Source organism: Pseudomonas sp. Tun-23181 (assembly GCF_057415455.1).
The window spans coordinates 2732740-2758481 of sequence record NZ_CM171630.1; the positions used below are offsets into that span (position 1 = coordinate 2732740).

At 63.3% G+C, this 25742-nt stretch carries 22 protein-coding genes and 2 tRNA genes; 3 read left to right on the forward strand and 21 right to left on the reverse strand.

What is annotated here, in order from left to right; all coding sequences use genetic code 11:
• The first annotated feature begins 10 nt into the window (after positions 1 to 10).
• Positions 11 to 2941 carry a DUF748 domain-containing protein gene (locus ACDI39_RS13075; RefSeq protein ID WP_486538854.1) on the forward strand — a complete coding sequence of 977 codons (2931 nt, stop codon included), beginning with the start codon at positions 11 to 13 and terminating at the stop codon, positions 2939 to 2941.
• A gap of 59 nt (positions 2942 to 3000) precedes the next feature.
• Here the strand turns inward: ACDI39_RS13075 and ACDI39_RS13080 are convergent, their stop codons facing one another.
• On the reverse strand, positions 3001 to 3414 hold the full coding sequence (locus tag ACDI39_RS13080; RefSeq protein WP_225790247.1) for a VOC family protein: 414 nt from the start codon (positions 3412 to 3414) through the stop codon (positions 3001 to 3003).
• 60 nt (positions 3415 to 3474) lie between these two features.
• Here ACDI39_RS13080 and ACDI39_RS13085 point away from each other — a divergent pair, with 60 nt between their 5' ends.
• Positions 3475 to 3777 (forward strand): heme-binding protein, encoded by a 303-nt coding sequence (locus tag ACDI39_RS13085; protein ID WP_225790248.1) that lies wholly within the window; start codon positions 3475 to 3477, stop codon positions 3775 to 3777.
• 72 nt (positions 3778 to 3849) lie between these two features.
• Here the strand turns inward: ACDI39_RS13085 and ACDI39_RS13090 are convergent, their stop codons facing one another.
• The 16 genes from ACDI39_RS13090 to rlmE form a co-directional block, all read right to left on the reverse strand.
• Positions 3850 to 4200 carry a BON domain-containing protein gene (locus ACDI39_RS13090; RefSeq protein ID WP_225790249.1) on the reverse strand — a complete coding sequence of 117 codons (351 nt, stop codon included), beginning with the start codon at positions 4198 to 4200 and terminating at the stop codon, positions 3850 to 3852.
• Between the two features lie 369 nt (positions 4201 to 4569).
• Entirely contained in the window at positions 4570 to 6675 is a 2106-nt protein-coding gene (gene pnp, locus ACDI39_RS13095) for a polyribonucleotide nucleotidyltransferase (RefSeq protein WP_225790250.1), read from the reverse strand.
• 250 nt (positions 6676 to 6925) lie between these two features.
• Positions 6926 to 7195, reverse strand: a complete 270-nt coding sequence (gene rpsO / locus ACDI39_RS13100; RefSeq protein ID WP_225790251.1) for a 30S ribosomal protein S15 — start codon at positions 7193 to 7195, stop codon at positions 6926 to 6928.
• Between the two features lie 147 nt (positions 7196 to 7342).
• Positions 7343 to 8260, reverse strand: coding sequence for a tRNA pseudouridine(55) synthase TruB (gene truB, locus ACDI39_RS13105; protein ID WP_225790252.1), 918 nt, complete (start codon positions 8258 to 8260; stop codon positions 7343 to 7345).
• A 3-nt stretch (positions 8261 to 8263) separates the two neighbouring features.
• Entirely contained in the window at positions 8264 to 8662 is a 399-nt protein-coding gene (rbfA, locus tag ACDI39_RS13110; RefSeq protein WP_225790253.1) for a 30S ribosome-binding factor RbfA, read from the reverse strand.
• Positions 8663 to 8777: 115 nt separating this feature from the next.
• Positions 8778 to 11303 carry a translation initiation factor IF-2 gene (infB, locus tag ACDI39_RS13115; protein ID WP_225790254.1) on the reverse strand — a complete coding sequence of 842 codons (2526 nt, stop codon included), beginning with the start codon at positions 11301 to 11303 and terminating at the stop codon, positions 8778 to 8780.
• Positions 11304 to 11330: 27 nt separating this feature from the next.
• Positions 11331 to 12812 carry a transcription termination factor NusA gene (gene nusA / locus ACDI39_RS13120; protein ID WP_225790255.1) on the reverse strand — a complete coding sequence of 494 codons (1482 nt, stop codon included), beginning with the start codon at positions 12810 to 12812 and terminating at the stop codon, positions 11331 to 11333.
• Between the two features lie 59 nt (positions 12813 to 12871).
• The gene (gene rimP / locus ACDI39_RS13125; protein WP_225790256.1) at positions 12872 to 13330 is read right to left on the reverse strand and encodes a ribosome maturation factor RimP; all 459 of its coding nucleotides are present in this window, start codon (positions 13328 to 13330) and stop codon (positions 12872 to 12874) included.
• Positions 13331 to 13460: 130 nt separating this feature from the next.
• Positions 13461 to 13537: transfer RNA gene (locus tag ACDI39_RS13130), tRNA-Met, on the reverse strand.
• Positions 13538 to 13635: 98 nt separating this feature from the next.
• Positions 13636 to 13721: transfer RNA gene (locus tag ACDI39_RS13135), tRNA-Leu, on the reverse strand.
• Between the two features lie 21 nt (positions 13722 to 13742).
• Entirely contained in the window at positions 13743 to 14135 is a 393-nt protein-coding gene (gene secG / locus ACDI39_RS13140; protein ID WP_225790257.1) for a preprotein translocase subunit SecG, read from the reverse strand.
• A 4-nt stretch (positions 14136 to 14139) separates the two neighbouring features.
• A complete protein-coding gene (tpiA, locus tag ACDI39_RS13145) occupies positions 14140 to 14895 on the reverse strand; it encodes a triose-phosphate isomerase (RefSeq protein ID WP_253080734.1) in 756 nt (251 codons plus the stop codon).
• 66 nt (positions 14896 to 14961) lie between these two features.
• A complete protein-coding gene (glmM, locus tag ACDI39_RS13150; RefSeq protein ID WP_253167996.1) occupies positions 14962 to 16302 on the reverse strand; it encodes a phosphoglucosamine mutase in 1341 nt (446 codons plus the stop codon).
• Positions 16303 to 16318: 16 nt separating this feature from the next.
• Positions 16319 to 17170 carry a dihydropteroate synthase gene (gene folP / locus ACDI39_RS13155; RefSeq protein WP_253080732.1) on the reverse strand — a complete coding sequence of 284 codons (852 nt, stop codon included), beginning with the start codon at positions 17168 to 17170 and terminating at the stop codon, positions 16319 to 16321.
• 8 nt (positions 17171 to 17178) lie between these two features.
• The gene (ftsH, locus tag ACDI39_RS13160) at positions 17179 to 19086 is read right to left on the reverse strand and encodes an ATP-dependent zinc metalloprotease FtsH (RefSeq protein ID WP_225790261.1); all 1908 of its coding nucleotides are present in this window, start codon (positions 19084 to 19086) and stop codon (positions 17179 to 17181) included.
• A 203-nt stretch (positions 19087 to 19289) separates the two neighbouring features.
• Positions 19290 to 19916, reverse strand: coding sequence for a 23S rRNA (uridine(2552)-2'-O)-methyltransferase RlmE (gene rlmE, locus ACDI39_RS13165; protein ID WP_225790262.1), 627 nt, complete (start codon positions 19914 to 19916; stop codon positions 19290 to 19292).
• A gap of 102 nt (positions 19917 to 20018) precedes the next feature.
• Here rlmE and yhbY point away from each other — a divergent pair, with 102 nt between their 5' ends.
• Positions 20019 to 20327, forward strand: a complete 309-nt coding sequence (gene yhbY / locus ACDI39_RS13170) for a ribosome assembly RNA-binding protein YhbY (protein WP_225790263.1) — start codon at positions 20019 to 20021, stop codon at positions 20325 to 20327.
• A gap of 12 nt (positions 20328 to 20339) precedes the next feature.
• Here yhbY and ACDI39_RS13175 read toward each other — a convergent pair whose 3' ends face one another.
• The 4 genes from ACDI39_RS13175 to carA all read right to left on the reverse strand — a co-directional run bounded on the left by ACDI39_RS13175 (position 20340) and on the right by carA (position 25711).
• Positions 20340 to 20789 carry an MFS transporter gene (locus ACDI39_RS13175; protein ID WP_225790264.1) on the reverse strand — a complete coding sequence of 150 codons (450 nt, stop codon included), beginning with the start codon at positions 20787 to 20789 and terminating at the stop codon, positions 20340 to 20342.
• Positions 20767 to 21243, reverse strand: a complete 477-nt coding sequence (gene greA, locus ACDI39_RS13180; protein ID WP_225790295.1) for a transcription elongation factor GreA — start codon at positions 21241 to 21243, stop codon at positions 20767 to 20769. Before greA ends, ACDI39_RS13175 begins: the two co-directional genes overlap by 23 nt.
• Before the next feature lie 2 nt (positions 21244 to 21245).
• Complete coding sequence (gene carB / locus ACDI39_RS13185; RefSeq protein ID WP_225790265.1) at positions 21246 to 24467, reverse strand: carbamoyl-phosphate synthase large subunit; 3222 nt, start codon at positions 24465 to 24467, stop codon at positions 21246 to 21248.
• A gap of 107 nt (positions 24468 to 24574) precedes the next feature.
• The gene (gene carA / locus ACDI39_RS13190; RefSeq protein ID WP_253102888.1) at positions 24575 to 25711 is read right to left on the reverse strand and encodes a glutamine-hydrolyzing carbamoyl-phosphate synthase small subunit; all 1137 of its coding nucleotides are present in this window, start codon (positions 25709 to 25711) and stop codon (positions 24575 to 24577) included.
• Positions 25712 to 25742: the final 31 nt, after the last annotated feature.

Genomic DNA, 25742 nt, shown 5'->3' on the forward strand with positions numbered 1-25742 from the left:
GACGCCATACATGCCCAAAGGATTGACACGCGCCCTCGGCGCCTTGCTGGCCATCGTAGCCTTGTACAGCCTGCTCGGCTTTTTCATTCTTCCCGGCGTCGGCCTGCGTATCGCCAACCAGCAGTTGGCCCAGTACGCCACGGTGCCGGCGCACTTGCAGCGCATCGAGCTCAACCCGTTCAGCCTCGAACTCACCCTCCACGGGCTGCAGATCGGCGAGCCCGGCAAGGAACAGGTGGGCTTCGAACGCCTGTATGCGAATCTTTCGCTCGACAGCCTGTGGACCGGAGCCCTGCACCTGGAGGCGGTCGAACTGGACAAGCCGCGCAGCGAGGTGCTGTTCGCCAAGGACGGTACCCTCAACCTGACCCAGCTGTTCAAGCTGCCGCCCAGCGAACCCGAGCCGCAGGAGCCGGCAGGCGACCCGTTTCCCCTGCGCATCGGCAGCATCAAGCTCAGCGAAGGCTACCTGCACTTCCAGGACCTGCGCCCGAGCGAGCCCATCGAGTTCCTCTACGACTCCATGAACCTGGAGCTGAAGAACCTCAGCACCCTGCCGGACGACAACGCCGACATGAGCCTGGTGGCCAACGGCCCGAACGGCGGCCGTATCGACTGGAGCGGCACCCTGAGCCTGGCGCCCATCGCCTCGGAAGGCACCCTCAAGGTCACCGAAGGCAAGATGAAGGCCTTCTGGCCCTACGTGCGCGACGCCGTGCCCCTGGTGCTGGAGGACGGCGTGGTGAGCCTCGATGCCCACTACAAACTCAACCTGGCCAAGGAAACCGAGCTGTTGCTGGACAAGACCTCGGTACGCATCGCGCCGTTCGCCATCAAGGCCCCGGACGGTCGCCCACTGGCGCGCCTGGCCACGCTGGAGGTGAGCGAGACGTCCATCGACCTGGCCAAGCAATTGGTCACCGTCGGCAAGGTGCGCAGCGAAAAACTCGAAACCTGGGCCGCGCTGGAAGCCGACGGCCAGCTCGACTGGCAGAAGCTGTTCGCCAGCCAACCGGCCAAGGCCACCCCACAGGAAAAGACCGAACCGGCCGCCGCCGAGCCCAGCCCCGAGGAAAATGCCGCGAAAGCCCCTGCCAAACCCTGGCAGGTGCTGCTCAAGGACGTGCAACTGCGCAACTACCTGGTGCACCTGGCCGACCGTAGCCAGAAGGAACCCGTGGCGCTGGACGTCGGCCCGCTCAACCTCGACGTGCAGGGTTTCGACAGCCTCAACCAGTCACCCTTCACCCTCAAGCTCGACACCGGCGTCGGCAAGCAGGGCAAGCTGCAGGCCGCGGGGCAGGTGAACCTGGACCCGGTCACCGCCAAGCTCGACGTCAGCACCCGCGACATCGACCTGCGCGTGGCCCAGGCCTACATCAGCCCGTTCATCCGCTTGGAGCTGCGCAGCGGCATGCTCGCCAGCGACCTGAAGGTCGATCTCAAGAGCACCGAGCCACTGGCCTTCAGCGTTGGCGGCAAGGCCCAGGTCAGCCAGTTGCACACCCTCGATACCCTCAAGGACCGGGACTTCGTCAAATGGCAGCGGCTGGACCTCGACGGCCTGTCCTATGTCCACGGCGATGCCCTGTCGATCGACAAGGTGAGCCTGCTGCAGCCCTATGCGCGCTTCATCATCAACGAGGATCGCACCACCAACGTCGACGACCTGCTGATCCCGCAACCGGCCAGCCCCGCGCCCGCTCCCAGCCAGGCCAATGCCAGCGCCGAGAAACCGCTGGGCATCCGCATCGGCGGGATCGACATCGACGACGGCTCGGCGAACTTCGCCGACCTGACCCTGCGGCCCCACTTCGCCACGGCGATCCAGCAGCTCAACGGCCAGATCGGCACCATCGACAACCGCAAGCCGGCACCGGCGAAGGTGGACGTCAAGGGCAAGGTCGACCGCTACGCCCCGGTGACCATCAAAGGTGCGCTCAACCCGTTCAACCCACTGGCCAGCCTGGATATCGCGACCAGCTTCAAGCGCGTCGAGCTGACCACCCTGACACCCTACTCCGGCAAGTTCGCGGGCTTTCGCATTCGCAAGGGCCGGCTCAACCTCGACCTGCACTACCTGATCACCAATGGCCAGCTCAAGGCCGAGAACAAGGTGGTGGTCGAGCAATTGCAGTTGGGGGAGAAAGTCGACAGCCCGGACGCCGTGGACTTGCCGATCCGCCTTGCGGTGGCCTTGCTCAAGGACACCGAGGGCAAGATCTCCATCGAGCTGCCGGTGTCCGGCGACCTGAACAACCCTGAGTTCAGCGTCATGCCGATCGTCTGGCAAACCTTGCGCAACCTGGTCCTACGCGCGGCTCAGGCGCCGTTCAAGTTCATCGGCGGGCTGGTCGCCGGAGGGGGAGCGGAGGACCTCGGCACCGTAGCCTTCACGGCCGGCTCCAGCGAACTGAGCGGCGACGCCCAATCGGCCTTGGACAAGCTGGCCGCCGCCCTCAAGGAGCGGCCGGAACTGCGCCTGGAGATCGAGGGAACCAGCGCCCAGAGCAGCGATGGCCCGTTGATTGCCCAGGAGCGCCTGGAGCGCGAATACCAGACCATCTGGTACAAGATCCTGCAGCGACGCGGTGACAAGGTACCGGCCAACGCCTCCCTGTTGGAAGTCGACGAGGATGACAAGCCCGCCATGCTCGAAGGCATCTACCGCACCCGCCTCAAGCAGCAGCCACCTGCCGAATGGCAGGAGCTGAGCCGCGACGAGCGCACCACCAAGTTGCGTGAAGCAGTGATCAAATCCTGGGCCGAGAACGCCGCACTGTTGCGTCAGTTGGGCCAGGCCCGAGCCGCTAGCATCAAGGACTACCTGGTGGACAAGGGCCAGCTGGAAGACGACCGGGTGTACTTCCTCGATACCACGCTCGGCCAGGCCGAGGCCGATGGCCGGGTGATCACGCCCATGCACCTGGACGCCGAGTAAGCCAGACGCGTCAATCTGGGGCGCCTCGCGCCCCAACTACCCCACATCCAACACCCTGCTCAGACCAGCCGCTGCCCGGACACCGCCGGGTGATACAGCGGCTGTACCTTGTTCCCTGCCGGGTCGAGCAGGTGGAAGCTGCGCGCCCCGTCGCCATGGTCGAAGGGACGGTCCAGCAGGGTCACGCCATGGGCCTTGAAGTACTGATACCAGGCCTCCAGCTCCTCGACGCTGTCGACGATGAAACCGTAGTGGTCCAGGGTCTGCAAACCATTGGCGGCGCCGGCACCGCGCCCCAGGGATAGGTTGTCGTTGCCACAGGTGAGGTAGACCAGGTCTTCATTGGCACGGTGCAGCACTTCCATGCCGAGCAGGTCGACGTAGAAGCGCTCGCACTCTTCCAGGTTCGGCACCAGCAGGGCCAGGTGGCGTAGGCCGTTCAGGCGGCCGGGGCGGACAGGGAGTTCGGACATGGACGCGATTCCTTTTTTGTATACAATTCAGAAACGAATTTAAAACAAAAGGAACGTCCTGTGTACAGTCTGTTCATCAAGACCCGCGTCAAGCCTGGCAGCGCCGAAGATTTTCTCAATGCCATCAAAGTCAATGCCGCTGCCTCGGTGGCCAACGAACCCGGTTGCCTGGTGTTCGATGTGTCGCAGGATCGCGAGGATCCGGATGTGATCTACCTGTACGAGATCTACCGCGACGATGCGGCGTACGAGGCGCATACCCAGACTGCGCATTTTCGCGACAGCCGGCCGTTGGTGGAGCCGTTGATCGTCGAGCAGGTATGTTTCGAGAGCGATGTGGTGGTGCGTAATCCGGTGGGGTGAGAGAGAGCCTGGGGCCGCTTCGCGCCCCAGGAATTAGGATGGCCAATTCCCTTTGGCCGACGGGACAATCCCTTATTCGGCTTTCAGACCGTCAGCCGACACGGCCTGCACGCCTTCGATCTTCTGGGCGATGGCGATCGCCTGCTCTTTCTGCGACGCGGTAATGGCCACATCGGACGACAGGGACACCACACCCTTGTTGGTTTCGACCTTGATGTCACTGCCAGGAATACCTTTCTCGGTCATCAGGTCGGCCTTGACCTTGGTGGTGATCCAGGTATCGGAGGCCGCTTCCTTGGTCTTGGTCACCTCACCGGCCGCCAGCATCATCGGGGCCTGGGCGGGCTGTTGGGCGAATGCCGCGTTAGCCATGGTCAGGGTCAGAGCGGTAGCAGTAGCGGCAGCAATGGCGAACTTCTTCATACGAGACACTCCTGTTTTTCGAAAGGTCTGCGCCGAGATTCCTGGCGTCAGGTATGAGTGATGTTGCACGGCGTGTGCCAGCTTTTCCGGTTCGCTTAACTTCTTTTAAATCAAAGGCTTACAAAAAACACTTGCCCTCTTGGTCGTGCATTTTGCAAGCCCTGGCACAATCCTGCATGCAAGATGCAAGTCCTCCCGAGCGTCAAGCCGCAAGCTTCCAGCTTCAAGCTGATCGGCGCAGAATGCCCTGACAGCGCTCGGCCCTCATGATCGCCGCCTGCCTCTTTCTTGCATCTGGCAGCTTGCAGCTAAAAAAAGACCCTGCGTCCCCAAAAGGGATCGCAGGGTCTTTTTCGTCAGCCGTGTCGCTTAGACGCCGGAAGCCTTGGCAGCCGGAACGTCCTTGATCGACAGCTTGATGCGGCCGCGGTTATCCACGTCCAGCACCAGTACTTCGACTTCCTGGCCTTCCTTCAGCACGTCGGTGACCTTCTCGACACGCTCGTTGCTGAGCATGGAGATGTGCACCAGACCGTCCTTGCCCGGCAGGATGTTGACGAAGGCACCGAAGTCGACGATGCGCTCGACCTTGCCGACGTAGATCTTGCCGATCTCGGCCTCGGCGGTGATGCCCAGGATGCGCTGGCGGGCGGCCTCGGCAGCTTCCTTGGTCTCGCCGAAGATCTTGATCGAGCCATCGTCTTCGATGTCGATCGAGGCCTTGGTCTCTTCGCAGATGGCTCGAATGGTGGCGCCACCCTTGCCGATGACGTCGCGGATCTTGTCGGTATCGATCTTCATCGACAGCATGGTCGGGGCGTTGGCCGACAGCTCGCTGCGCGACTGGGCGATCACCTGGTTCATCTGCCCGAGGATGTTCAGGCGCGCTTCCAGGGCCTGGCCCAGGGCGATTTCCATGATCTCTTCGGTGATGCCGTTGATCTTGATGTCCATCTGCAGCGCGGTGACGCCCTTGGCGGTACCGGCTACCTTGAAGTCCATGTCGCCCAGGTGGTCTTCGTCACCCAGGATGTCGGTCAGGACCGCGAACTTGTCGCCTTCCTTGACCAGGCCCATGGCGATACCGGCCACCGGCGCCTTCATCGGCACACCAGCGTCCATCAGTGCCAGGGAAGCACCGCAGACCGAGGCCATGGAGCTGGAACCGTTGGATTCGGTGATTTCCGAAACCACGCGGATGGTGTACGGGAACTCGTCGTCGCTCGGCAGCATGGCCTGGACGCCACGGCGGGCCAGGCGGCCATGACCGATCTCGCGACGGCCGGCACCACCCATGCGGCCACACTCGCCCACCGAGAACGGCGGGAAGTTGTAGTGCAGCATGAAGGCGTCTTTCTTCTCGCCTTCCAGGGTGTCCAGCAGCTGCGCATCACGGGCGGTGCCCAGGGTCGCGACGACCAGGGCCTGGGTTTCGCCACGGGTGAACAGGGCCGAACCGTGGGTCTTGGGCAGTACGCCGACTTCGATATTCAGCGGACGCACGGTGCGGTTGTCACGGCCGTCGATACGCGGCTTGCCGTTGACGATGTTCTCGCGGACGGTGCGGTATTCCAGCTCACCGAAGATCTCTTTGATCTGCGCGGCGGTCGGGCCAGCCTCTTCGTTGGACAGGCGGGCGACGGCCTGGTCGCGCAGCTCGCCGAGGCGGTTGTAGCGGTCGGCTTTGAGGGTGATGGTGTAAGCCTGGGAAATGGCCTCGCCGAACTCGGCGCGCACCAGGTTCAGCAGCTCGGTGTTGGCGGCGGCTGGCTGCCAGTCCCAGGTCGGCTTGCCGGCTTCGGCGGCCAGTTCCTTGACGGCCTGGATCACGACCTGGAATTCGTCGTGGGCGAACAGGACGGCACCCAGCATCTGGTCTTCGGTCAGCTCCTTGGCTTCCGATTCGACCATCAGCACGGCACTTTCGGTACCGGCGACGACCATGTCCAGGCTGGAGGCCTGCAGTTGCTCGTAGGTCGGGTTCAACAGGTAGCCGGTGCTTTCATGGAACGCGACGCGGGCAGCGCCGATCGGGCCTTCGAACGGAATACCGGAAATGGCCAGGGCAGCCGAGGTACCGATCATCGCAGCGATGTCCGGATCGGTCTTCTTGCTGGTGGAAACCACGGTGCAGACGACCTGCACTTCGTTCATGAACCCTTCGGGGAACAGCGGGCGGATCGGACGGTCGATCAGGCGCGAGGTCAGGGTCTCCTTCTCGGAAGGACGGCCTTCACGCTTGAAGAAGCCGCCAGGGATCTTGCCGGCAGCGTAGGTCTTTTCCTGATAGTGGACCGACAACGGGAAGAAGCCCTTGCCTGGATCGGCCTGCTTGGCACCGACCACGGTCACCAGCACGGTGACGTCGTTGTCGACGGTGACCAGCACGGCGCCGGTCGCCTGGCGGGCGATGCGGCCCGTCTCGAGAGTAACGGTCGACTGACCGAACTGGAATTTCTTGATTACCGGGTTCACGGTTTCCTACCTTTTTTCAGTGGCTCTGGGGGAACTTGCTCTTGCGAATGCTTGGGCAGAACGGGGTATCGGCCCCATTGACCGTCCAGATACAACACGAGGCTGGGAGCCTGGCCACCGGGCGGAAAATCCGCTCAGCAACACCAGGCTGCCAACCTCGCAGATACGCGTGGCGTGTCCGACGGCAACGCTGCCAGGCAGCGCTCCCGAAGCATGCGACACGCCATGCACACCACTGGCCAGGCCGCTATTAGCGACGCAGGCCCAGGCGACCGATCAGGGCGCTGTAACGAGTGGTGTCTTTGCCCTTCAGGTAGTCCAGCAGCTTACGACGCTGGTTGACCATACGGATCAGGCCACGACGGGAGTGGTGGTCTTTCTCGTTGGCCTTGAAGTGGCCTTGCAGCTTGTTGATGTTGGCGGTCAGCAGAGCAACCTGCACTTCCGGGCTACCGGTATCGCCGGCGGCTTGCTGGTATTCGGCAACGATCTTAGCTTTTTCTTCAACGCTGAGGGCCATTTGGCTTCTCCTGATCAAGGGGCCCGCGAACGGGCTCCAATAGGCCAGGGACGAATCCCCGTATTAATAGAAGAGGCGTGACCGTGCCTATTAACAGCCACCCTCGATTACGCAGGTTTCAGCCAGGGCCTCGGCCTGCGGTTCCGGTCATTCCGACCGAATCAGTCGACGCGGCGCGATGCGCCCGTCTTCGCTCACTTCACCGATACCGATGAAGCGTTCATTGTGATCCTGTACCCGGACCATGCCGAACTGCGGTGCATCCGGGGCACGTACCGCCTGCCCGTGCAGCCAGTAGAACGCGCTGTGCTCGGAGAGACGCACCAGTGGCCAGTCCTGCAGCCCGCTGTCGGACGGCATCAGGAAGCGGTCGAGCGCTTCGTTGCCACCTTCGGCATGGGCCTGCTCGAGCGTCTCGAGGGTCACGGTCTGTGCCAGCTCGAAAGGCCCGGCGTGGGTTCGACGCAGTTCAGCGACATAGGCGCCGCATCCCAGGGCTTCGCCGATATCCTCCACCAGGGTGCGGATATAGGTGCCCTTGCTGCAACCGACCGACAGGCGCACGCGGGTGCCTTCGCACTCGAGCAATTCCAAGCGGCTAATAGTAACAGAACGCGCCTCGCGCTCCACTACCTCTCCTGCACGCGCCAGTTTGTAAAGCGGCTGGCCGTCACGCTTGAGCGCCGAGTACATCGGCGGTACCTGGCTGATTTGCCCGCGAAAACGCGGCAGCACGGCCTCGATATCGGCGCGACCAACGGTCACTTCGCGGGTCTGCAGGACTTCGCCCTCGGCGTCCGCGGTGCTGGTCGTCTGCCCCAGTTGCATGACCGTTTCGTAGCCCTTGTCGGAGTCGAGCAGGTACTGGGAAAACTTGGTCGCCTCGCCGAAGCACAACGGCAGCACACCGCTGGCCAAGGGATCGAGGCTGCCGGTATGGCCGGCCTTCTCGGCGTTGAGCAGCCAACGGACCTTCTGCAGCGCCGCGTTGGAGGTAAAGCCCAGGGGCTTGTCGAGCAGGATGATGCCGCTGACATTGCGGCGGATTCGTTTGACCTGGGCCACCGGTTACTCCTCGGCGTCCGCTTTGTCGGCATCCTTGTGCAGGCGGTCTTCGGCCATCGCCCGCTCGATCAGCGCCGACAGGTGGGCGCCCCGGCTGATGCTCTCGTCGAAGTGGAAATGCAGTTGCGGCACGCTGCGCAGCTTCATCACCTTGCCCAGTTGCAGGCGCAGGAAGCTCGCGGCGCTACCGAGGGCCTTGAGCGACTGCCCGACCGCATCGGAGCCGTCCGCCCCCATGACCGTGATGAAGACCTTGGCATGGCCCAGGTCGCGGCTGACGTCGACGGCGGTGATGGTCACCAGGCCGACGCGCGGATCTTTGACTTCACGACGGATCAGTTCGGCCAGCTCGCGCTGCATCTGGTCGCCGATGCGTTGGGTACGGCTATATTCTTTTGCCATTCTTGCTACCTGTAACTAAAGCGGCAAACGCCCGGACAGGCTCATGCCTGACCGGGCGCCACCTTCAGAGGCTCCGCCGACCGCCCTGGGGCGGGGCTTTCGCCATGCCCGCGCCTCAGAGGGTACGGGCCACCTGGACTTTCTCGAAGACTTCGATCTTGTCGCCGACCTTGACGTCGTTGTAGCTCTTGACGCCAATGCCGCACTCCATGCCCGAACGAACCTCGGCAGCGTCGTCCTTGAAGCGACGCAGCGACTCCAGCTCGCCTTCGAAGATCACCACGTCCTCGCGCAGTACGCGGATCGGACGGTTGCGGTACACGGTACCCTCGATGACCATACAGCCGGCGATGGCGCCGAACTTCGGCGAACGGAACACGTCACGCACCTCGGCGATACCCAGGATGTTCTCGCGGACATCGCTGCCGAGCATGCCGGTCAGGGCCTTCTTGACGTCTTCGATGATGTCGTAGATCACGTTGTAGTAACGCATATCCAGACCTTCCTGCTCGACGATCTTGCGCGCACCGGCATCGGCACGCACGTTGAACCCGAACAGCACCGCGTTGGACGCCAGGGCCAGGTTGGCATCGCTCTCGGTGATACCACCGACGCCGCCACCGACCACGCGGACCTGCACTTCGTCGTTGCCCAGGCCGCCGAGCGAGCCCTGCAGCGCCTCGAGGGAGCCGCGCACATCGGTCTTGAGGACGATGTTGAGGGTCTTCTTCTCTTCCTGACCCATGGTCTCGAAGATGTTTTCCAGCTTGCCGGCGTGGGCACGGGCCAGCTTGACCTCGCGGTACTTGCCCTGGCGGAACAGGGCGACCTCGCGGGCCTTCTTCTCGTCGGCGACCACGGACAGCTCGTCACCGGCTTCCGGCGTGCCATCCAGGCCGAGGATCTCGACCGGGATCGACGGGCCGGCTTCCTTCACAGGTTTGCCGTTCTCGTCGAGCATGGCGCGCACGCGGCCATAGTTGGAGCCGACCAGGACCATGTCGCCCTGGCGCAGGGTACCGTCCTGGACCAGGATGGTGGCCACCGGGCCACGGCCCTTGTCCAGGCGCGATTCGACCACGACACCACGACCAGGCGCGGTCGGGGTGGCGGTGAGTTCGAGGATCTCGGCCTGCAGCAGCACGGCCTCGAGCAGGTCGTCGACACCGGTGCCCATCTTCGCCGAAACCTTGACGAACGGGGTGTCGCCACCCCACTCCTCGGAGGTCACGCCGTGAACGGCCAGCTCGTTGCGGATACGCTCGTCGTTGGCGCCCGGCTTGTCGATCTTGTTCACGGCCACCACCAGCGGAACACCGGCGGCCTTGGCGTGCTGCACGGCCTCGATGGTCTGCGGCATCACGCCGTCATCGGCCGCCACCACCAGGATGACGATGTCGGTGGCCTTGGCACCACGGGCACGCATCGCGGTGAACGCGGCGTGGCCCGGGGTGTCGAGGAAGGTGATCATGCCGCGATCGGTTTCCACGTGGTAGGCACCGATGTGCTGGGTGATGCCACCGGCCTCGCCCGCGGCGACCTTGGCGCGACGGATGTAGTCGAGCAGCGAGGTCTTGCCGTGGTCGACGTGGCCCATGACGGTCACTACCGGCGCACGCGGCTCGATCTCGCCTTCGAACTTCAGCGATTCGGCCAGGGAGTCTTCCAGGGCGGTATCGCTGATCAGAGTCACCTTGTGGCCCAGTTCCTCGGCTACCAGCTGGGCGGTTTCCTGGTCAAGCACCTGGTTGATGGTGACCGGGGTACCGAGCTTGAACATGAACTTGACGACTTCGGCGGCCTTGACCGACATCTGCTGCGCCAGCTCGGAGACGGTGATGGTCTCGCCGATGGTGACGTCGCGGATGACCGGGCCGGTCGGGTTCTGGAAGCCATGCTGGTTGCGCTTCTTCAGCTTGCCCTTGCCACGGCCGCCACGACGGAAGCCATCGCTCTCTTCGTCGGTGGTGCGCGGTGCGGCACGTGGAGTCGGCGCCTTTTCCTTCTCCTTGACCTTGACCTTGATCGAGACACGCGGCGCTTCGCCACGACGCTCGCCACCACGGCGGTCGTCGTCGCGGCCACGGCTGTCGCTGCGGCGGCTGTCGTCCTTCTTGCGCTCGGCCGCACGCGGGGCCTCGTCGACGGCAGGTGCCTCGACCGCTACCGGAGCCGGTGCAGGCTCAGAGGCAGGCGCAGGCGCCGGCGCGGCTTTGGCGACCTCGGCCGCGTCGCGGCGGGCCTGCTCCTCGGCACGCTGGCGCGCTTCGGCGTCGGCCTTCTCGCGGGCGGCGTTCTCGGCCGCGCGGCGCTCTTCCAGCTCGCGCTTCTGCTCGGCCTGGATCTCTTCCTGGCTGCGCTGCACGAAAACTTTCTTCTTGCGTACTTCTACGCTGATGCTCTTGCTACCGGCGACACGCAGGGTGCTGGTGGTCTTGCGCTGCAACGTGATCTTGCGCGGCTCTTCCACCTTGCTCTTGTGGCTACTTTTCAAATGGGTCAACAGAACCTGCTTCTCATTATCGGTCACTACCTGACCGGCGTCGGTGTGCGGCAGACCTGCCTCACGCATCTGCTGCAGCAGGCGCTCTACCGGTGCCTCGACCTCTTGGGCCAGTTCTTTCACCGTGACTTGCGTCATGCACTTCTCTCCTCAGGCCACGCCTAATTACTCGAACCAGTGGGCTCGGGCGGCCATGATCAACTTGCCGGCACGCTCTTCGTCGATGCCGTCGATGTCGAGCAGATCGTCTATAGACTGCTCGGCCAGGTCTTCGCGGTTAACCACGCCGCGCACCGCCAGTTCCGCCGCCAGGTCCTTGTCCATGCCCTCGAGGGAGAGCAGGTCTTCGGCCGGATGGGCGTCTGCCAGTTTTTCTTCGGTAGCGATGGCCTTGGTCAACAAACGGTCCTTGGCACGAGCACGCAGCTCGTTGACGATGTCCTCGTCAAAGCCATCGATGTTGAGCATTTCTTCCAACGGTACGTAGGCAATTTCTTCGAGGCTGGTGAAGCCTTCGTCGACCAGCACCTGTGCCAGCTCTTCGTCGACTTCCAGTTCCTCGATGAAATTACGCAGGATGTCACCGGTTTCTGCCTGCTGCTTGGCCTGGATGTCCTTCTCGGTCATCACGTTCAGGGTCCAGGCGGTCAGCTGGCTGGCCAGGCGAACGTTCTGACCGCCACGGCCGATGGCCTGGGCCAGGTTGTCCTCGGCCACGGCGATGTCCATCGCATGGGCGTCCTCGTCAACGATGATCGCCGCGACCTCGGCGGGCGACATGGCGTTGATGACGAACTGCGCCGGGTTTTCGTCCCACAGGACGATATCCACGCGCTCACCGCCCAGCTCGCCGGAAACGGCCTGGACGCGCGAACCGCGCATGCCGATGCAGGCGCCTTGCGGGTCGATACGCTTGTCCTTGGAGCGGACGGCGATCTTGGCGCGCGATCCCGGATCACGGGAGGCGGCCATCACCTCGATCAGGCCCTCGGCGATTTCCGGCACTTCGATGCGGAACAGTTCGATCAGCATCTGCGGCGCGGTACGCGACAGGATCAGCTGCGGGCCACGGTTCTCGGTACGGATCTCCTTGAGCAGCGCGCGCAGGCGCACGCCGACCCGGAAGGTCTCGCGTGGAATGATGTCTTCACGGGCCAGCAAGGCCTCGGCGTTGTTGCCCAGGTCGACGATGACGTTGTCGCGGGTGACCTTCTTCACGGTGCCGGAGATGATCTCGCCGACCCGCTCACGGTACGCGTCGACCACCTGGGCGCGCTCGGCCTCGCGGACCTTCTGCACGATCACCTGCTTGGCGGTCTGGGCGGCGATACGACCGAACTCGATCGACTCGATCTTCTCCTCGATCACGTCGCCGACCTTGGCGTCGGGGTGGGTTTCGTGGATCTTGCTCGGCCAAGTCTCGATCGCCGGGTCCTGGAGCGCGTCCTCGTCGACCACGGTCCAGCGACGGAAGGTCTCGTAGCTACCCGTGTGGCGGTTGATTTCCACACGCAGGTCGACTTCATCCTCAAAACGTTTCTTGGTTGCAGTGGCCAGAGCCACTTCCAGCGCTTCGAAAATGACGCCGGGTGGTACACCCTTTTCGTTGGATACCGATTCAACAACCAGCAGTACTTCTTTGCTCATCGTACGCCTCGCCTTGCGCAAGCCATTGGGCCCGGATAGTCCGCCGGGCCCGGCACGTCTCAGTCAAAACTGGGAATAATATTGGCCTTGTCGATCGAGTCGATCGGCAACAGGAACTCATGTGTGTCCACCTGGACCACCACGTCCTGGTCCTCCACGCCGCGGAGAAGGCCCTGGAAGTTACGACGACCTTCGAAGGGCGTACGCAGCTTGATCTTCACTTGTTCGCCGGCATGCTTGGCAAACTGTTCAAGGGTGAACAGCGGGCGATCCATGCCTGGAGAGGACACCTCGAGGGTATATTCGGTACTGATCGGGTCTTCCACGTCGAGAACGCCACTGGCCTGACGGCTGACCACTTCGCAGTCGTCCACCAGGACACCGCCTTCCTTGTCGATGTAGATACGCAGGACCGAATGCTTGCCCTGGGAGATGAACTCGATCCCCCAGCATTCGTAGCCAAGACCCTCGACAACCGGGGCCAACAAGGCCTGCAACTGTTCTAGCTTGCTCGACACCTGAACCCCCTCGTGCATGCTGTGCAAATAAAAAATGGGCAAAGCGCCCATCCCTGAAAACGCCGTTGGACAACGACGCGAAGAACTGTCCAGCTAGCAAAAAGCCCCTGAAAAGGGGCTCCGCTATGGCTGGTTGCGGGGGCTGGATTTGAACCAACGACCTTCGGGTTATGAGCCCGACGAGCTACCAAGCTGCTCCACCCCGCGTCAAAGCTGGGGCGAAAGTATAAGACCGAACCCTCTACAGGGTCAATCCGACCTCCACCTGCAAGAAAGCCCGCTAAAGCGGGCTCTCATGCTTCAATTGGTACCGAGAAGGGGACTCGAACCCCTACACCCTATGGGCACAACCACCTCAAGGTTGCGTGTCTACCAATTCCACCACCTCGGCAATACTACTACTTGAAACCCGTTACTTCTGCTCTTCGGCTGGAGGAGGTACATCACCAGTGTTGGTGGTTTCGCTCTTCTGCTCCTGGAGCACCGGTACATCATCATTTACTGCCGGCTTCTGCTCTTTGACTTCCAGTACTGCTGGATCTGGCAGACCTGCTTGAGTCAGCTGATGAGCTTTCTCTTTAGCGAAGTATCCTAACCCAAGAGCAGTCAAAAAGAAAGTGGCAGCAAGTATAGCAGTAACTTTACTCAAAAAGGTAGCGGAACCTTGGCTTCCGAACACAGTATTTGAAGCACCTGCGCCGAAAGATGCACCTGCTTCCGCACCTTTACCCTGTTGCAGCAATACCAGCACGACCACTGCCAGTGCAGCCAACAGATGAAAAACAACTACGACTGTTTCCAGCATTTGTTCAGTTTCCTGCGGCGCGACAAATTGCACCGAATTCGTCTGCGTTCAGGGACGCTCCACCAATGAGCCCCCCATCGATATCCGGCATGCCGAACAGTTCGGCCGCATTGGCCGCCTTCACGCTGCCGCCGTACAGAAGCTGCACTTTCGCGGCAACTTCGGCGTCCTGCGCCGCCAGCTGGGCTCGGATGGCGGCATGCACATCCTGGGCTTGCTGGGGCGAGGCCGTCAGACCCGTACCGATGGCCCAAACGGGCTCATAGGCGATTACCGCATCGGCAAAAGCCGTAACACCGAACGCATCGATGATACTGCTCAGTTGACGCCCCACGACTTCGAGCGTCTTACCGGCCTCGCGCTCCTCGAGGGTTTCCCCTACACAGAGCACGGGCTTCAAACCACTTGCCTGGGCGGCTGCAAACTTGCGGTTGAGCACGTCGTCGTTCTCGCCGACGATCTGGCGACGCTCCGAATGCCCGACCAATACCAGCCTGCAACCCGTTTCAGCCAGCTGACTCGGGGCGATTTCGCCGGTCAGCGCGCCCTGTTCGGGCTGTACAGCAGAATTCTGGGCTCCAACGGTGATTCCCTTGCCTTCCAGGCCATCAATCACCTGATTGATGAACAGGGCCGGCGGAAACACCGCGACCTCCACACCGCTCGGCAGGGCCAGATTGCTCAAGCCCCGAATAAGCTCAGCGACGCTGGCGCGGGTACCGTGCATCTTCCAGTTACCAGCTACCATGGGGCGACGCATGCTTTACCTCGTCGGTCAAAGTGGGCGCAGATCTTACCCAACCCGAACTGCGCTGGCAAGCGTCTTTCAGGCACAAACTTCGGCGACCAGCTTGGCCAGGGCTTCGGCATGGCCGCGGACCTGGTTTTCGTCGTCGCCTTCGACCATCACACGCACCAGCGGCTCGGTGCCGGACTTGCGCAGCAGGACCCGGCCACGCCCCGCCATGGCCTCGGTGACCTTGGCACTGGCCTCCTTCACCTCGGGGCTTTCCAGCGGATCGACCTTGCTGGCACCGAAGCGCACGTTGATCAGCACCTGCGGGCACTTGCGGATGGCTTGGCGCGCCTGGGCCAGGTTCTCGCCACGGCGCTTGAGCGCCATGAGCACTTGCAGGGCCGCGATGATGGCGTCGCCGGTCGTGGTGTGGTTGCAGCACACCAGGTGCCCGGAGTTCTCGCCACCGAGCTGCCAGTCGCGCTCGAGCAGCTCGGCCATGACATAGCGGTCGCCGACCTTGGCCCGGGCGAACGGGATGCCCAGCTCCTTGAGCGCCAGCTCCAGGCCCAGGTTGCTCATCAGGGTGCCCACCACCCCGCCCTGCAGCTTGCCGCGCTCCTGCAGGTCGCGGGCGATGATGAACAGCAGTTCGTCACCGTCGACGATGGCACCGGTGTGATCGACCATCAGCACCCGGTCGCCATCGCCGTCGAAGGCGATCCCCAGGTCGGCATGCCCCACCAACACGGCGGCCTGCAACGACTCGATATGGGTGGAGCCGCATTTTTCGTTGATGTTCAGGCCATCGGGCTCGGCATGCAGCACGGTGACGTCGGCGCCCAGCTCGCGGAACACGCTCGGGGCCACCTTGTAGGTCGCACCGTGGGCGCAATCGATCACCAGCTTGAGCCCTTCGAAGCTGGTACTGGTCGGCACGCTGCTCTTGCAGAACTCGATGTAGCGGCCAGCCGCGTCGTTGATGCGCGAAACCTTGCCCAGCTTGCCCGATTCCACCACGTTCATCGGCTGGTCGAGCAACTCCTCGATCATCAGCTCCACCTCATCCGGCAGCTTGGTGCCCTGCCCGGAGAAGAACTTGATGCCATTGTCGTCGTGCGGGTTGTGCGACGCACTGATGACGATGCCCGCCTCGGCGTGGAAGGTACGCGTCAGGTAGGCGATGGCCGGGGTCGGCATCGGCCCGAGCAGCAGTACGTCGGCGCCGGCCGCGGAAAGCCCGGCCTCGAGCGCGGACTCGAACATGTAGCCAGAGATCCGCGTGTCCTTGCCCACCAGCACGCGGCAGTTGCCCTGCTTGCGGAACGCCATGCCGGCGGCCCAGCCAAGCTTCAGCATGAAGTCGGGGGTGATGGGGTATTCGCCGACGCGGCCACGGATACCGTCGGTACCAAAGTATTTTCTGCTCATAGGGACTCCAATGTTCTTATTCGGCGTTCTGCACCGCGGCGATCATGCGCACCACGTCGACGGTCTCGGCCACATCGTGCACACGCAGGATGCTGGCACCCTTGGTCATGGCCAATGCCGCCAGCGCCAGGCTGCCATAGAGGCGTTCGCCGACCGGGCGATCGAGCGTCAGGCCGATCATGCTCTTGCGCGAGACACCCACCAGCAGGGGGCGACCCAGGCGGTAGAGCGCTTCCATGTGCTTGAACAGGCTCAGGTTGTGATCGAGCGTCTTGGCGAAACCGAACCCCGGGTCGAGGATGATCTTCCCGGCGTCGATGCCAGCCGCCGCGCACACGGCCATACGCTCTTCAAGATAGCGCGTCACGTCGGCGGTCACGTCGTCGTAATGCGGATTGTCCTGCATGGTGCCCGGCTCGCCACGCATGTGCATCAGGCACACCGGCAGGCCGGTATCGGCGGCGGCGTCGAGCGCACCATCGCGCTCCAGGGCTCGCACGTCGTTGATCAGGCCAGCCCCCAGCCGCGCCGACTCGCGCATGACCGCGGGCGTGGAGGTATCGACCGAGATGATCACGTCGAGCCGGCTGGCGATCGCCTCGACGATGGGCGCCACACGCTCCAGCTCTTCGGTGGGAGACACCGCCCGGGCGCCCGGACGGGTGGACTCGCCGCCGACGTCGATCAGCGTCGCGCCGGCCGCCACCATCGCCTCGGCGTGGCGCAGGGCCTCGTCGCGCTGGCTGAAGCGCCCGCCATCGGAGAAGGAATCGGGGGTGATGTTGAGGATACCCATGACATGGGTACGGGACAAATCAAGAACCCGGTTGCCGCAAGGCAACCGGGTCGGGTACTGCTGTGAGGTCATAGATGCCCTTAGTGTTGAGCCGCTGGACCGCCGATCGGCGACTCCGGACGATCGCCCTGGGAGGCCTGGTTGCCGGAGGTGCCGGCATCGTTGTCCCAGTCGCGTGGCTCGCGTGGCGTGCGGCCGGCCATGATGTCGTCGATCTGGTCGGCATCGATGGTTTCGTACTTCATCAAGGCCTCGGCCATGGCGTCCAGCTTGTCGCGGTTCTCGGTGAGGATCTGCTTGGCCGTGGCATAGCAGTGATCGATGATGCTGCGCACCTCGGAGTCGATCAGCTTGGCGGTCTCGCCCGATACGCTGGCATGCTGGCTCGCCGCGCTGCGACCGAGGAACACCTCGCCCTCCTCTTCGGCGTACATCAGCGGGCCGAGTTTCTCGGACAGGCCCCACTTGGTCACCATGTTCCGCGCGATCTGGCTGGCGCGCATGATGTCGTTGGAGGCGCCGGTGGTGACACCGTCGAAGCCCAGGGTCATCTCCTCGGCGATACGGCCGCCGTACAGCGAGCAGATCTGGCTGATCAGCGCACGCTTGGACAGGCTGTAGCGGTCTTCCTCGGGCAGGAACATGGTCACGCCCAGCGCCCGGCCACGCGGGATGATCGACACCTTGTAGACCGGATCATGCTCGGGGACGATACGGCCGACGATGGCATGGCCAGCCTCGTGATAGGCGGTGTTCTGCTTTTCTTTCTCGGACATGACCATGGTCTTGCGCTCGGCGCCCATCATGATCTTGTCCTTGGCCAGCTCGAACTCCTTCATTTCCACCAGGCGTTTGCTGGAACGGGCAGCGAACAGCGAGGCCTCGTTGACCAGGTTGGCCAGGTCGGCACCGGAGAAGCCGGGGGTACCACGGGCGATGACCGCCGGGTTGACGTTCTCGCCAACCGGGACCTTGCGCATGTGCACCTTGAGGATCTGCTCGCGACCACGGATGTCCGGCAGGCCGACCACCACCTGGCGGTCGAAACGGCCCGGACGCAACAGCGCCGGGTCGAGCACGTCGGGACGGTTGGTGGCAGCGATGACGATGATACCGTCGTTCATCTCGAAGCCGTCCATCTCCACCAGCAACTGGTTGAGGGTCTGCTCGCGCTCGTCGTGACCACCGCCCATGCCGGCGCCACGATGGCGACCGACGGCGTCGATCTCGTCGATGAAGATGATGCACGGGGCGTGTTTCTTCGCCTGCTCGAACATGTCGCGGACACGGCTGGCGCCCACACCGACGAACATCTCGACGAAGTCCGAACCGGAGATGGTGAAGAACGGCACCTTGGCCTCGCCAGCGATGGCCTTGGCCAGGAGGGTCTTACCGGTACCGGGTGGGCCGACCATCAGCACGCCCCGGGGGATACGGCCACCCAGGCGCTGGAACTTGCCCGGATCACGCAGGAACTCGACCAGCTCGCCCACTTCTTCCTTGGCCTCGTCGCAGCCCGCGACGTCGGCCAGGGTGGTCTTGACCTGGTCTTCGGAAAGCAGGCGCGCCTTGCTCTTGCCGAAGCTCATCGGGCCGCCCTTGCCGCCCGCACCGCCCTGCATCTGGCGCATGAAGAACATGAACACGGCGATGATCACCAGGATCGGGAAGCTGGCCACCAGCAACTGTGTCCAGATGCTCTGCTGCTCGGGCTGCTTGCCTTCGATCACCACGTGGTTGTCGACCAGGTCGCCGATCAGGCCGTTGTCGGTGATGGCCGGACGAACGGTCTTGAAGTTGTCGCCATCGGTGCGCTTGCCGGTGATGACGTAGCCGTCGACGGTCACACGCTCGACCTTACCGTCCTTGACCTGCTGGATGAAGTCGGAATAGTTGAGGGTCTGTGGCTCGTTAGGGCTGGAGAAGTTGTTCATCACCGTCACGAGGACAGCCGCGATGATCAACCACAGGATCAGATTCTTTGCCATGTCGTTCAATTAGCTACCCTCTGAGGCCGGCGCACGACGCTGCCGTGCCTCGCATGATATTCACCGCCCTAACTTACTACATTACCTACGCATCCGCAGGCGCCGTCTGTAACCCTTTATGAAAGCTAGACTACACGAAGTTCGGACGATCCTGACGGAACCGCCGATTGGAAATAACTATCGCCCCCCCCGCAACACGCCGCTCACCCGCCTTTGAAGCCCCGGCCCAGCAGGTACTGTTCGCGGGAACGATCGCGGGAAGACGACGGCTTGCGCATCTGCACCTTGTCGAACTTGCCGCGTACGTCCTTGAGGTACTGGTCGAAACCTTCACCCTGGAAGATCTTGATCAGGAAGTCCCCTCCCGGGCGCAGCACGCGGGTGGCCAGGTCCAGGGCCAGTTCGCAGAGGAACATGGCCCGCGGCATGTCCACGGCGGGCGTACCACTCATATTGGGGGCCATGTCGGAAATCACAAGGTCTACGTGCGAATCGCCGACCGCCGCGAGGATGCGCTCGAGCACCTCGTCCTGGGTGAAATCGCCCTGAATGAAAGTCACGTCGGGGATCGCATCCATTTCCAGGATGTCCGAGGCGATCAGTCGACCCTGGCCGCCGATCAGACGACTGGTCACCTGCGACCAGCCCCCGGGCGCCGCGCCCAGGTCGATCACGCTCATGCCCGGGCGGATCAGCTTGTCCTTCTCCTGGATCTCCAGCAGTTTGTAGCTCGCACGCGAGCGGTAGCCATCCTTCTGCGCCTGTTTGACGAAAGGATCGTTGAAATGCTCTCTCAGCCAGTTATGGCTGCTCTTGGAACGCTGCGCCACGGGGCACCTCGATGATAAGCGTCGTGATTGACTGGGCGGAGCCACGGGCCCTCGGGTAAAATGGCCGCCAATTTTACAGAATCAGACGAAAAGGGTCAGATTATGCCGCTCAATAACGAGCAGAAGAAACAGTACAAGTCCATTGGCCATGACTTGAAACCGGTGTTGATGGTCGCCGGCAACGGCCTGAGCGAAGGCGTCCTGGCCGAACTGGAACGCGCCCTGGCCGATCATGAACTGATCAAGGTCCAGGTCAAGCTGGAAGACCGCGAGGAACGCCGGGCGGTCATCGACGAGCTGTGCAAGGCCGGCCGCGCGGAGCTGGTGCAGACCATCGGCAAGATGGCGCTGATCTACCGCAGGAACCCGCAGCCGAACAAGCAGCTGTCCAACATCCACCGCTACAAGTGACGGTGGCTCCGGTCAGCGGCGCGGCTGGCGCGCCCTGACCGGGACCGGCTGGGCGACCAGCACGATGCCGGAAAAGCCCAGCACCAGGAAACAGAACATCTGCCAGCGCTCGCCCACGGATATCCCGTAGCGCAACGTGTAGTAGCTGACGCAGGCACCGAAGCCCAGCAGCAGCATCTGGCCACGGAACTGCCGCCACCAGGCCGCCAGGCCATCCACCCTCGCCAGCACCGCCAGCTGGGTCATCAAGCCGAGCAAAGCCACGCCGATCAACCAACGGTCGATCTGCGCGGCCACGTCCTGCACCAGCAGGGGCGCCAGGCCACTGACCTTGAGCGCAGGCACCAGCCCCACATGGAACACCCACAGGCCACCGACCCAGAAGACCTGGGCCAGTTGCCAGAGGATCCCTTCGAGGGATGGCGCCCGCTGGTGCCGGTCAGAGGTGCTTGACTTCGACAATCTCGTACTCGACCGTGCCGCTTGGCGTCTTGACGACGACGATGTCACCTTCTTCCTTGCCGATGATGGCGCGGGCGATCGGCGCACTGTGCGAGAGCTTGCCTTTCTTGATGTCTGCCTCGTCCTCGCCGACGATCTGGTAGCTCACCTGCTCGTCGGTTTCGGTGTTGGCCAGGTCGACGGTGGTGCCGAAGATCACCTTGCCAGAGTGAGGAATGGTGGTGACATCGATCACCACCGAGTTCTGCAGGCGACCTTCGATATCACGGATACGGGCCTCGACCATGCCTTGCTCCTCGCGGGCGGCATGGTATTCGGCGTTCTCCTTGAGATCGCCCAGCTCACGGGCCTCGCCGATCGCCTGGCTCAGGCGCGGACGCTCGGTCTTGCTCAGGAAGGTCAGTTCCTCTTCCAGGGCGCGAGCGCCCTGGACGGTCATCGGGTATTTGGTAATGCTCATGCTTTCAATCCTGCATGCAGATCCTGCAAGCGACGGACGGTCTTCTCGGGACCGAACTTGAGCGCTTCGCAGATGGCCTCACCTGCCGCAATGGTGGTCGTGCAGTAGATCTTGTGCTGCAGCGCATTGCGACGAATCGAATAAGAGTCGGCGATCGACTGACGGCCCTCGGTGGTGTTGATGATCAGCGAGACTTCGTCGTTCTTGATCATGTCGACCACATGCGGGCGACCTTCGGTCACCTTGTTCACACGGCGCACCTTCAGGCCAGCCGCCTCGATGACCTTGGCGGTGCCCGCGGTTGCGACCACTTCGAAGCCCAGGGCGATCAGGTCGCGGGCGACACCCGCCACCTGCGGCTTGTCGTCGTCGCGCACGCTGATGAAGGCGGTACCGCCGCTTGGCAGCACTTCGCTGGCGCCCATCTGGGCCTTGGCGAAGGCTTCGCCGAAGCTGTCGCCGACACCCATGACTTCACCGGTGGATTTCATCTCAGGGCCGAGGATCGGGTCAACACCCGGGAACTTGGCGAACGGGAAGACCGCTTCCTTGACGCTGTAGAAGTTCGGGATGATTTCCTGGGTGAAGCCCAGCTCTTTCAGCGATTTGCCTGCCATGACACGGGCCGCGATCATCGCCAGGGAAGTGCCGATGCACTTGGAGACGAATGGCACGGTACGCGAGGCGCGCGGGTTGACTTCGATCACGTAGATCTTGTCGCCCTGCAGGGCCAGCTGCACGTTCATCAGGCCGACCACGCCCAGTTCCAGGGCCATCTTGCGCACCTGCTCGCGGACTTCGTCCTGCACGTGGGCCGGCAGCGAGTACGGCGGCAGCGAGCACGCCGAGTCACCGGAGTGAACACCGGCCTGCTCGATGTGCTGCATGATCGCGCCGATCACCACGTCGGTGCCGTCGCAGACCGCGTCCACGTCCATCTCGATGGCGCAGTTGAGGAAGTGGTCGAGCAGGACCGGGCTGTCGTTGGACACCTGGACCGCTTCGCGCAGGTAGCGCTTGAGCTCTTCGGGCTCGTAGACGATTTCCATGGCACGGCCGCCCAGGACGTAGGACGGACGCACGACCAGCGGGTAACCGATCTCGGCAGCGGCGCGAATCGCCTCGTCTTCGCTGCGCACGGTGGCGTTCGGCGGCTGGCGCAGGTTCAAGCGCTGGACCATCTGCTGGAAGCGCTCGCGGTCTTCGGCGCGGTCGATGGCGTCCGGGCTGGTGCCAATGATCGGCACACCGGCCTCTTCCAGGGCACGGGCCAGTTTCAGCGGGGTCTGGCCGCCGTAGTGGACGATCACACCCTTGGGCTTCTCGACACGGCAGATCTCCAGGACGTCTTCCAGGGTCAGCGGTTCGAAGTACAGGCGGTCGGAGGTGTCGTAGTCGGTGGAGACGGTTTCCGGGTTGCAGTTGACCATGATGGTCTCGTAGCCGTCTTCACGCAGCGCCAGGGCCGCGTGCACGCAGCAGTAGTCGAACTCGATACCCTGGCCGATGCGGTTCGGGCCACCGCCGAGGATCATGATCTTGTCGCGGGTCGAGGGGTTGGCCTCGCACTCTTCCTCGTAGGTGGAGTACAGGTAGGCGGTGTCGGTGGCGAACTCGGCGGCGCAGGTGTCGACGCGCTTGTAGACCGGGAAGACTTCCAGCTTGTGGCGATGGCGGCGCAGGGTCTTGTCGGTGACGCCCAGCAGCTTGGCCAGGCGCTGGTCGGAGAAGCCCTTGCGCTTGAGGCGGCGCATCAGCGCAGCGTCGACGTTGGCCAGGCCCAGGGTCTTGACCTTCTCTTCTTCCTTGATCAGGTCCTCGATCTGCACCAGGAACCAGTGGTCGATCTTGGTCAGGGCGAAGATCTCGTCGCGGCTCATGCCGGCACGGAAGGCATCGGCGACGTACCAGATGCGCTCGGCGCCCGGCACGGTCAGTTCGCGCTTGAGGATGTTGGTCAGGTCCGGGTTGCCCAGCTCGACCTTCGGATCCAGGCCGCAGGCGCCGACTTCCAGGCCACGCAGGGCCTTGTGCATCGATTCCTGGAAGGTACGGCCGATGGCCATGACTTCACCCACGGACTTCATCTGGGTGGTCAGGCGGGCGTCGGCTTTCGGGAATTTCTCGAAGGCGAAGCGCGGCAGCTTGGTGACGACGTAGTCGATCGAGGGCTCGAACGACGCCGGGGTGCGACCGCCGGTGATGTCGTTCTGCAGCTCGTCCAGGGTGTAGCCGACTGCCAGCTTGGCGGCGATCTTGGCGATCGGGAAGCCGGTGGCCTTGGAAGCCAGGGCCGAGGAACGCGACACGCGCGGGTTCATCTCGATCACGACCATGCGGCCGGTGTTCGGGCAGATGCCGAACTGGACGTTGGAACCGCCGGTTTCCACGCCGATCTCACGCAGCACCGCCAGGGAGGCGTTGCGCATGATCTGGTATTCCTTGTCGGTCAGGGTCTGCGCCGGGGCGACGGTGATCGAGTCGCCGGTGTGCACGCCCATCGGGTCGAAGTTCTCGATGGAGCAGACGATGATGCAGTTGTCCTTCTTGTCGCGGACAACCTCCATCTCGTATTCCTTCCAGCCGATCAGCGATTCGTCGATCAGCAGCTCCTTGGTCGGCGACAGGTCCAGGCCGCGGGCGCAGATCTCTTCGAACTCTTCACGGTTGTAGGCGATACCGCCACCGGTGCCGCCCATGGTGAAGGACGGACGGATGATGCACGGGAAGCCCAGGCGCTCGAGCACCGCGTTGGCTTCTTCCATGCTGTGGGCGATACCGGAGCGCGGGCACTCCAGGCCGATGGCCTTCATCGCCTGGTCGAAGCGCGAACGGTCCTCGGCCTTGTCGATGGTGTCGGCGTTGGCGCCGATCATTTCCACGCCGAACTTCTCCAGCACGCCGTGGCGCTCGAGGTCCAGGGCGCAGTTCAGTGCGGTCTGGCCGCCCATGGTCGGCAGCAGCGCGTCAGGGCGCTCCTTCTCGATGATCTTGGCCACCGACTGCCACTTGATCGGCTCGATGTAGGTGGCATCGGCCATGGCCGGGTCGGTCATGATGGTGGCCGGGTTGGAGTTCACCAGGATGACGCGGAAACCTTCCTCGCGCAGGGCCTTGCACGCCTGGGCGCCGGAGTAGTCGAATTCGCAGGCCTGGCCGATCACGATCGGGCCAGCGCCGAGAATCAGGATGCTTTTGATGTCTGTACGTTTTGGCATGGGTTGTCACTCAAATCCGCGGGTCAGTCGGCAAGCCGTCTTGAACAATCTGGGTCAGGCGCTTCCGGACGCGGCGCAGGCCGGTCCGGGGCCTCGATGCAGGATGCTCAGCGGCGCTTGGCCATGGCATCGATGAAACGATCGAACAGTGGCGCGACGTCGGTCGGGCCTGGGCTCGCTTCAGGGTGGCCCTGGAAGCTGAACGCGCTCTTGTCGGTGCGCTCGATGCCCTGCAGGGTACCGTCGAACAGCGACTTGTGGATGGCGCGGACATTGCCCGGCAGGGTGGCCTCATCGACGGCGAAGCCGTGGTTCTGGCTGGTGATCATGACCACGCCGCTGTCCAGGTCCTGGACCGGGTGGTTGGCACCGTGGTGGCCGTGGCCCATCTTCATGGTCTTGGCGCCGGAGGCCAGGGCCAGCAGCTGGTGGCCGAGGCAGATGCCGAAGACCGGGATATCGGTCTCGAGGATGTCCTTGATCGCCTGGATCGCGTAGTCGCACGGCTCGGGGTCGCCAGGGCCGTTGGAGAGGAACACGCCATCGGGGTTGAGCGCCAGGACTTCGCTGGCTGGCGTCTGTGCCGGGACCACGGTCAGGCGGCAGCCGCGGGCGACCAGCATGCGCAGGATGTTCAGCTTGACGCCGTAGTCGTAGGCGACCACGTGGTACGGCAGCTCGACGGCGTCCAGGGTCGGATGGCTGTCGGTAGCCAGGTTCCACACGCTGGAACGCCACTCGTAGCGCTCCTTGGTGCTGACTTCCTTGGCCAGGTCCATGCCCTTGAGGCCTGGGAAGGCACGGGCAGCGGCGATGGCGGCTTCTTCGCTGATGTCGTCACCGGCCAGGATGCAGCCGTTCTGCGCGCCCTTCTCACGCAGGATGCGGGTCAGGCGGCGGGTGTCGATGCCGGCGATCGCCACGACATTGTTGGCCTTGAGGTACTCAGGCAGCGACTGGGTGTTGCGCCAGTTGCTGGCCAGCAGCGGCAGGTCGCGGATGACCAGGCCGGCAGACCAGACACGGTTGGACTCGGCGTCTTCGGCGGTGGTGCCGGTGTTGCCGATGTGCGGGTAAGTCAGGGTAACGATTTGCTGGGCGTAGGAAGGGTCTGTGAGGATTTCCTGGTAGCCGGTCATTGCGGTGTTGAACACCACCTCACCAACGGTCTGACCGTCGGCTCCGATGGCTTCACCGCGAAAAATGCTGCCATCGGCAAGGGCGAGTATGGCTGGCTTAGTCAAGAAGACCTCCCGTAAATCAAGCCTGAAAGGG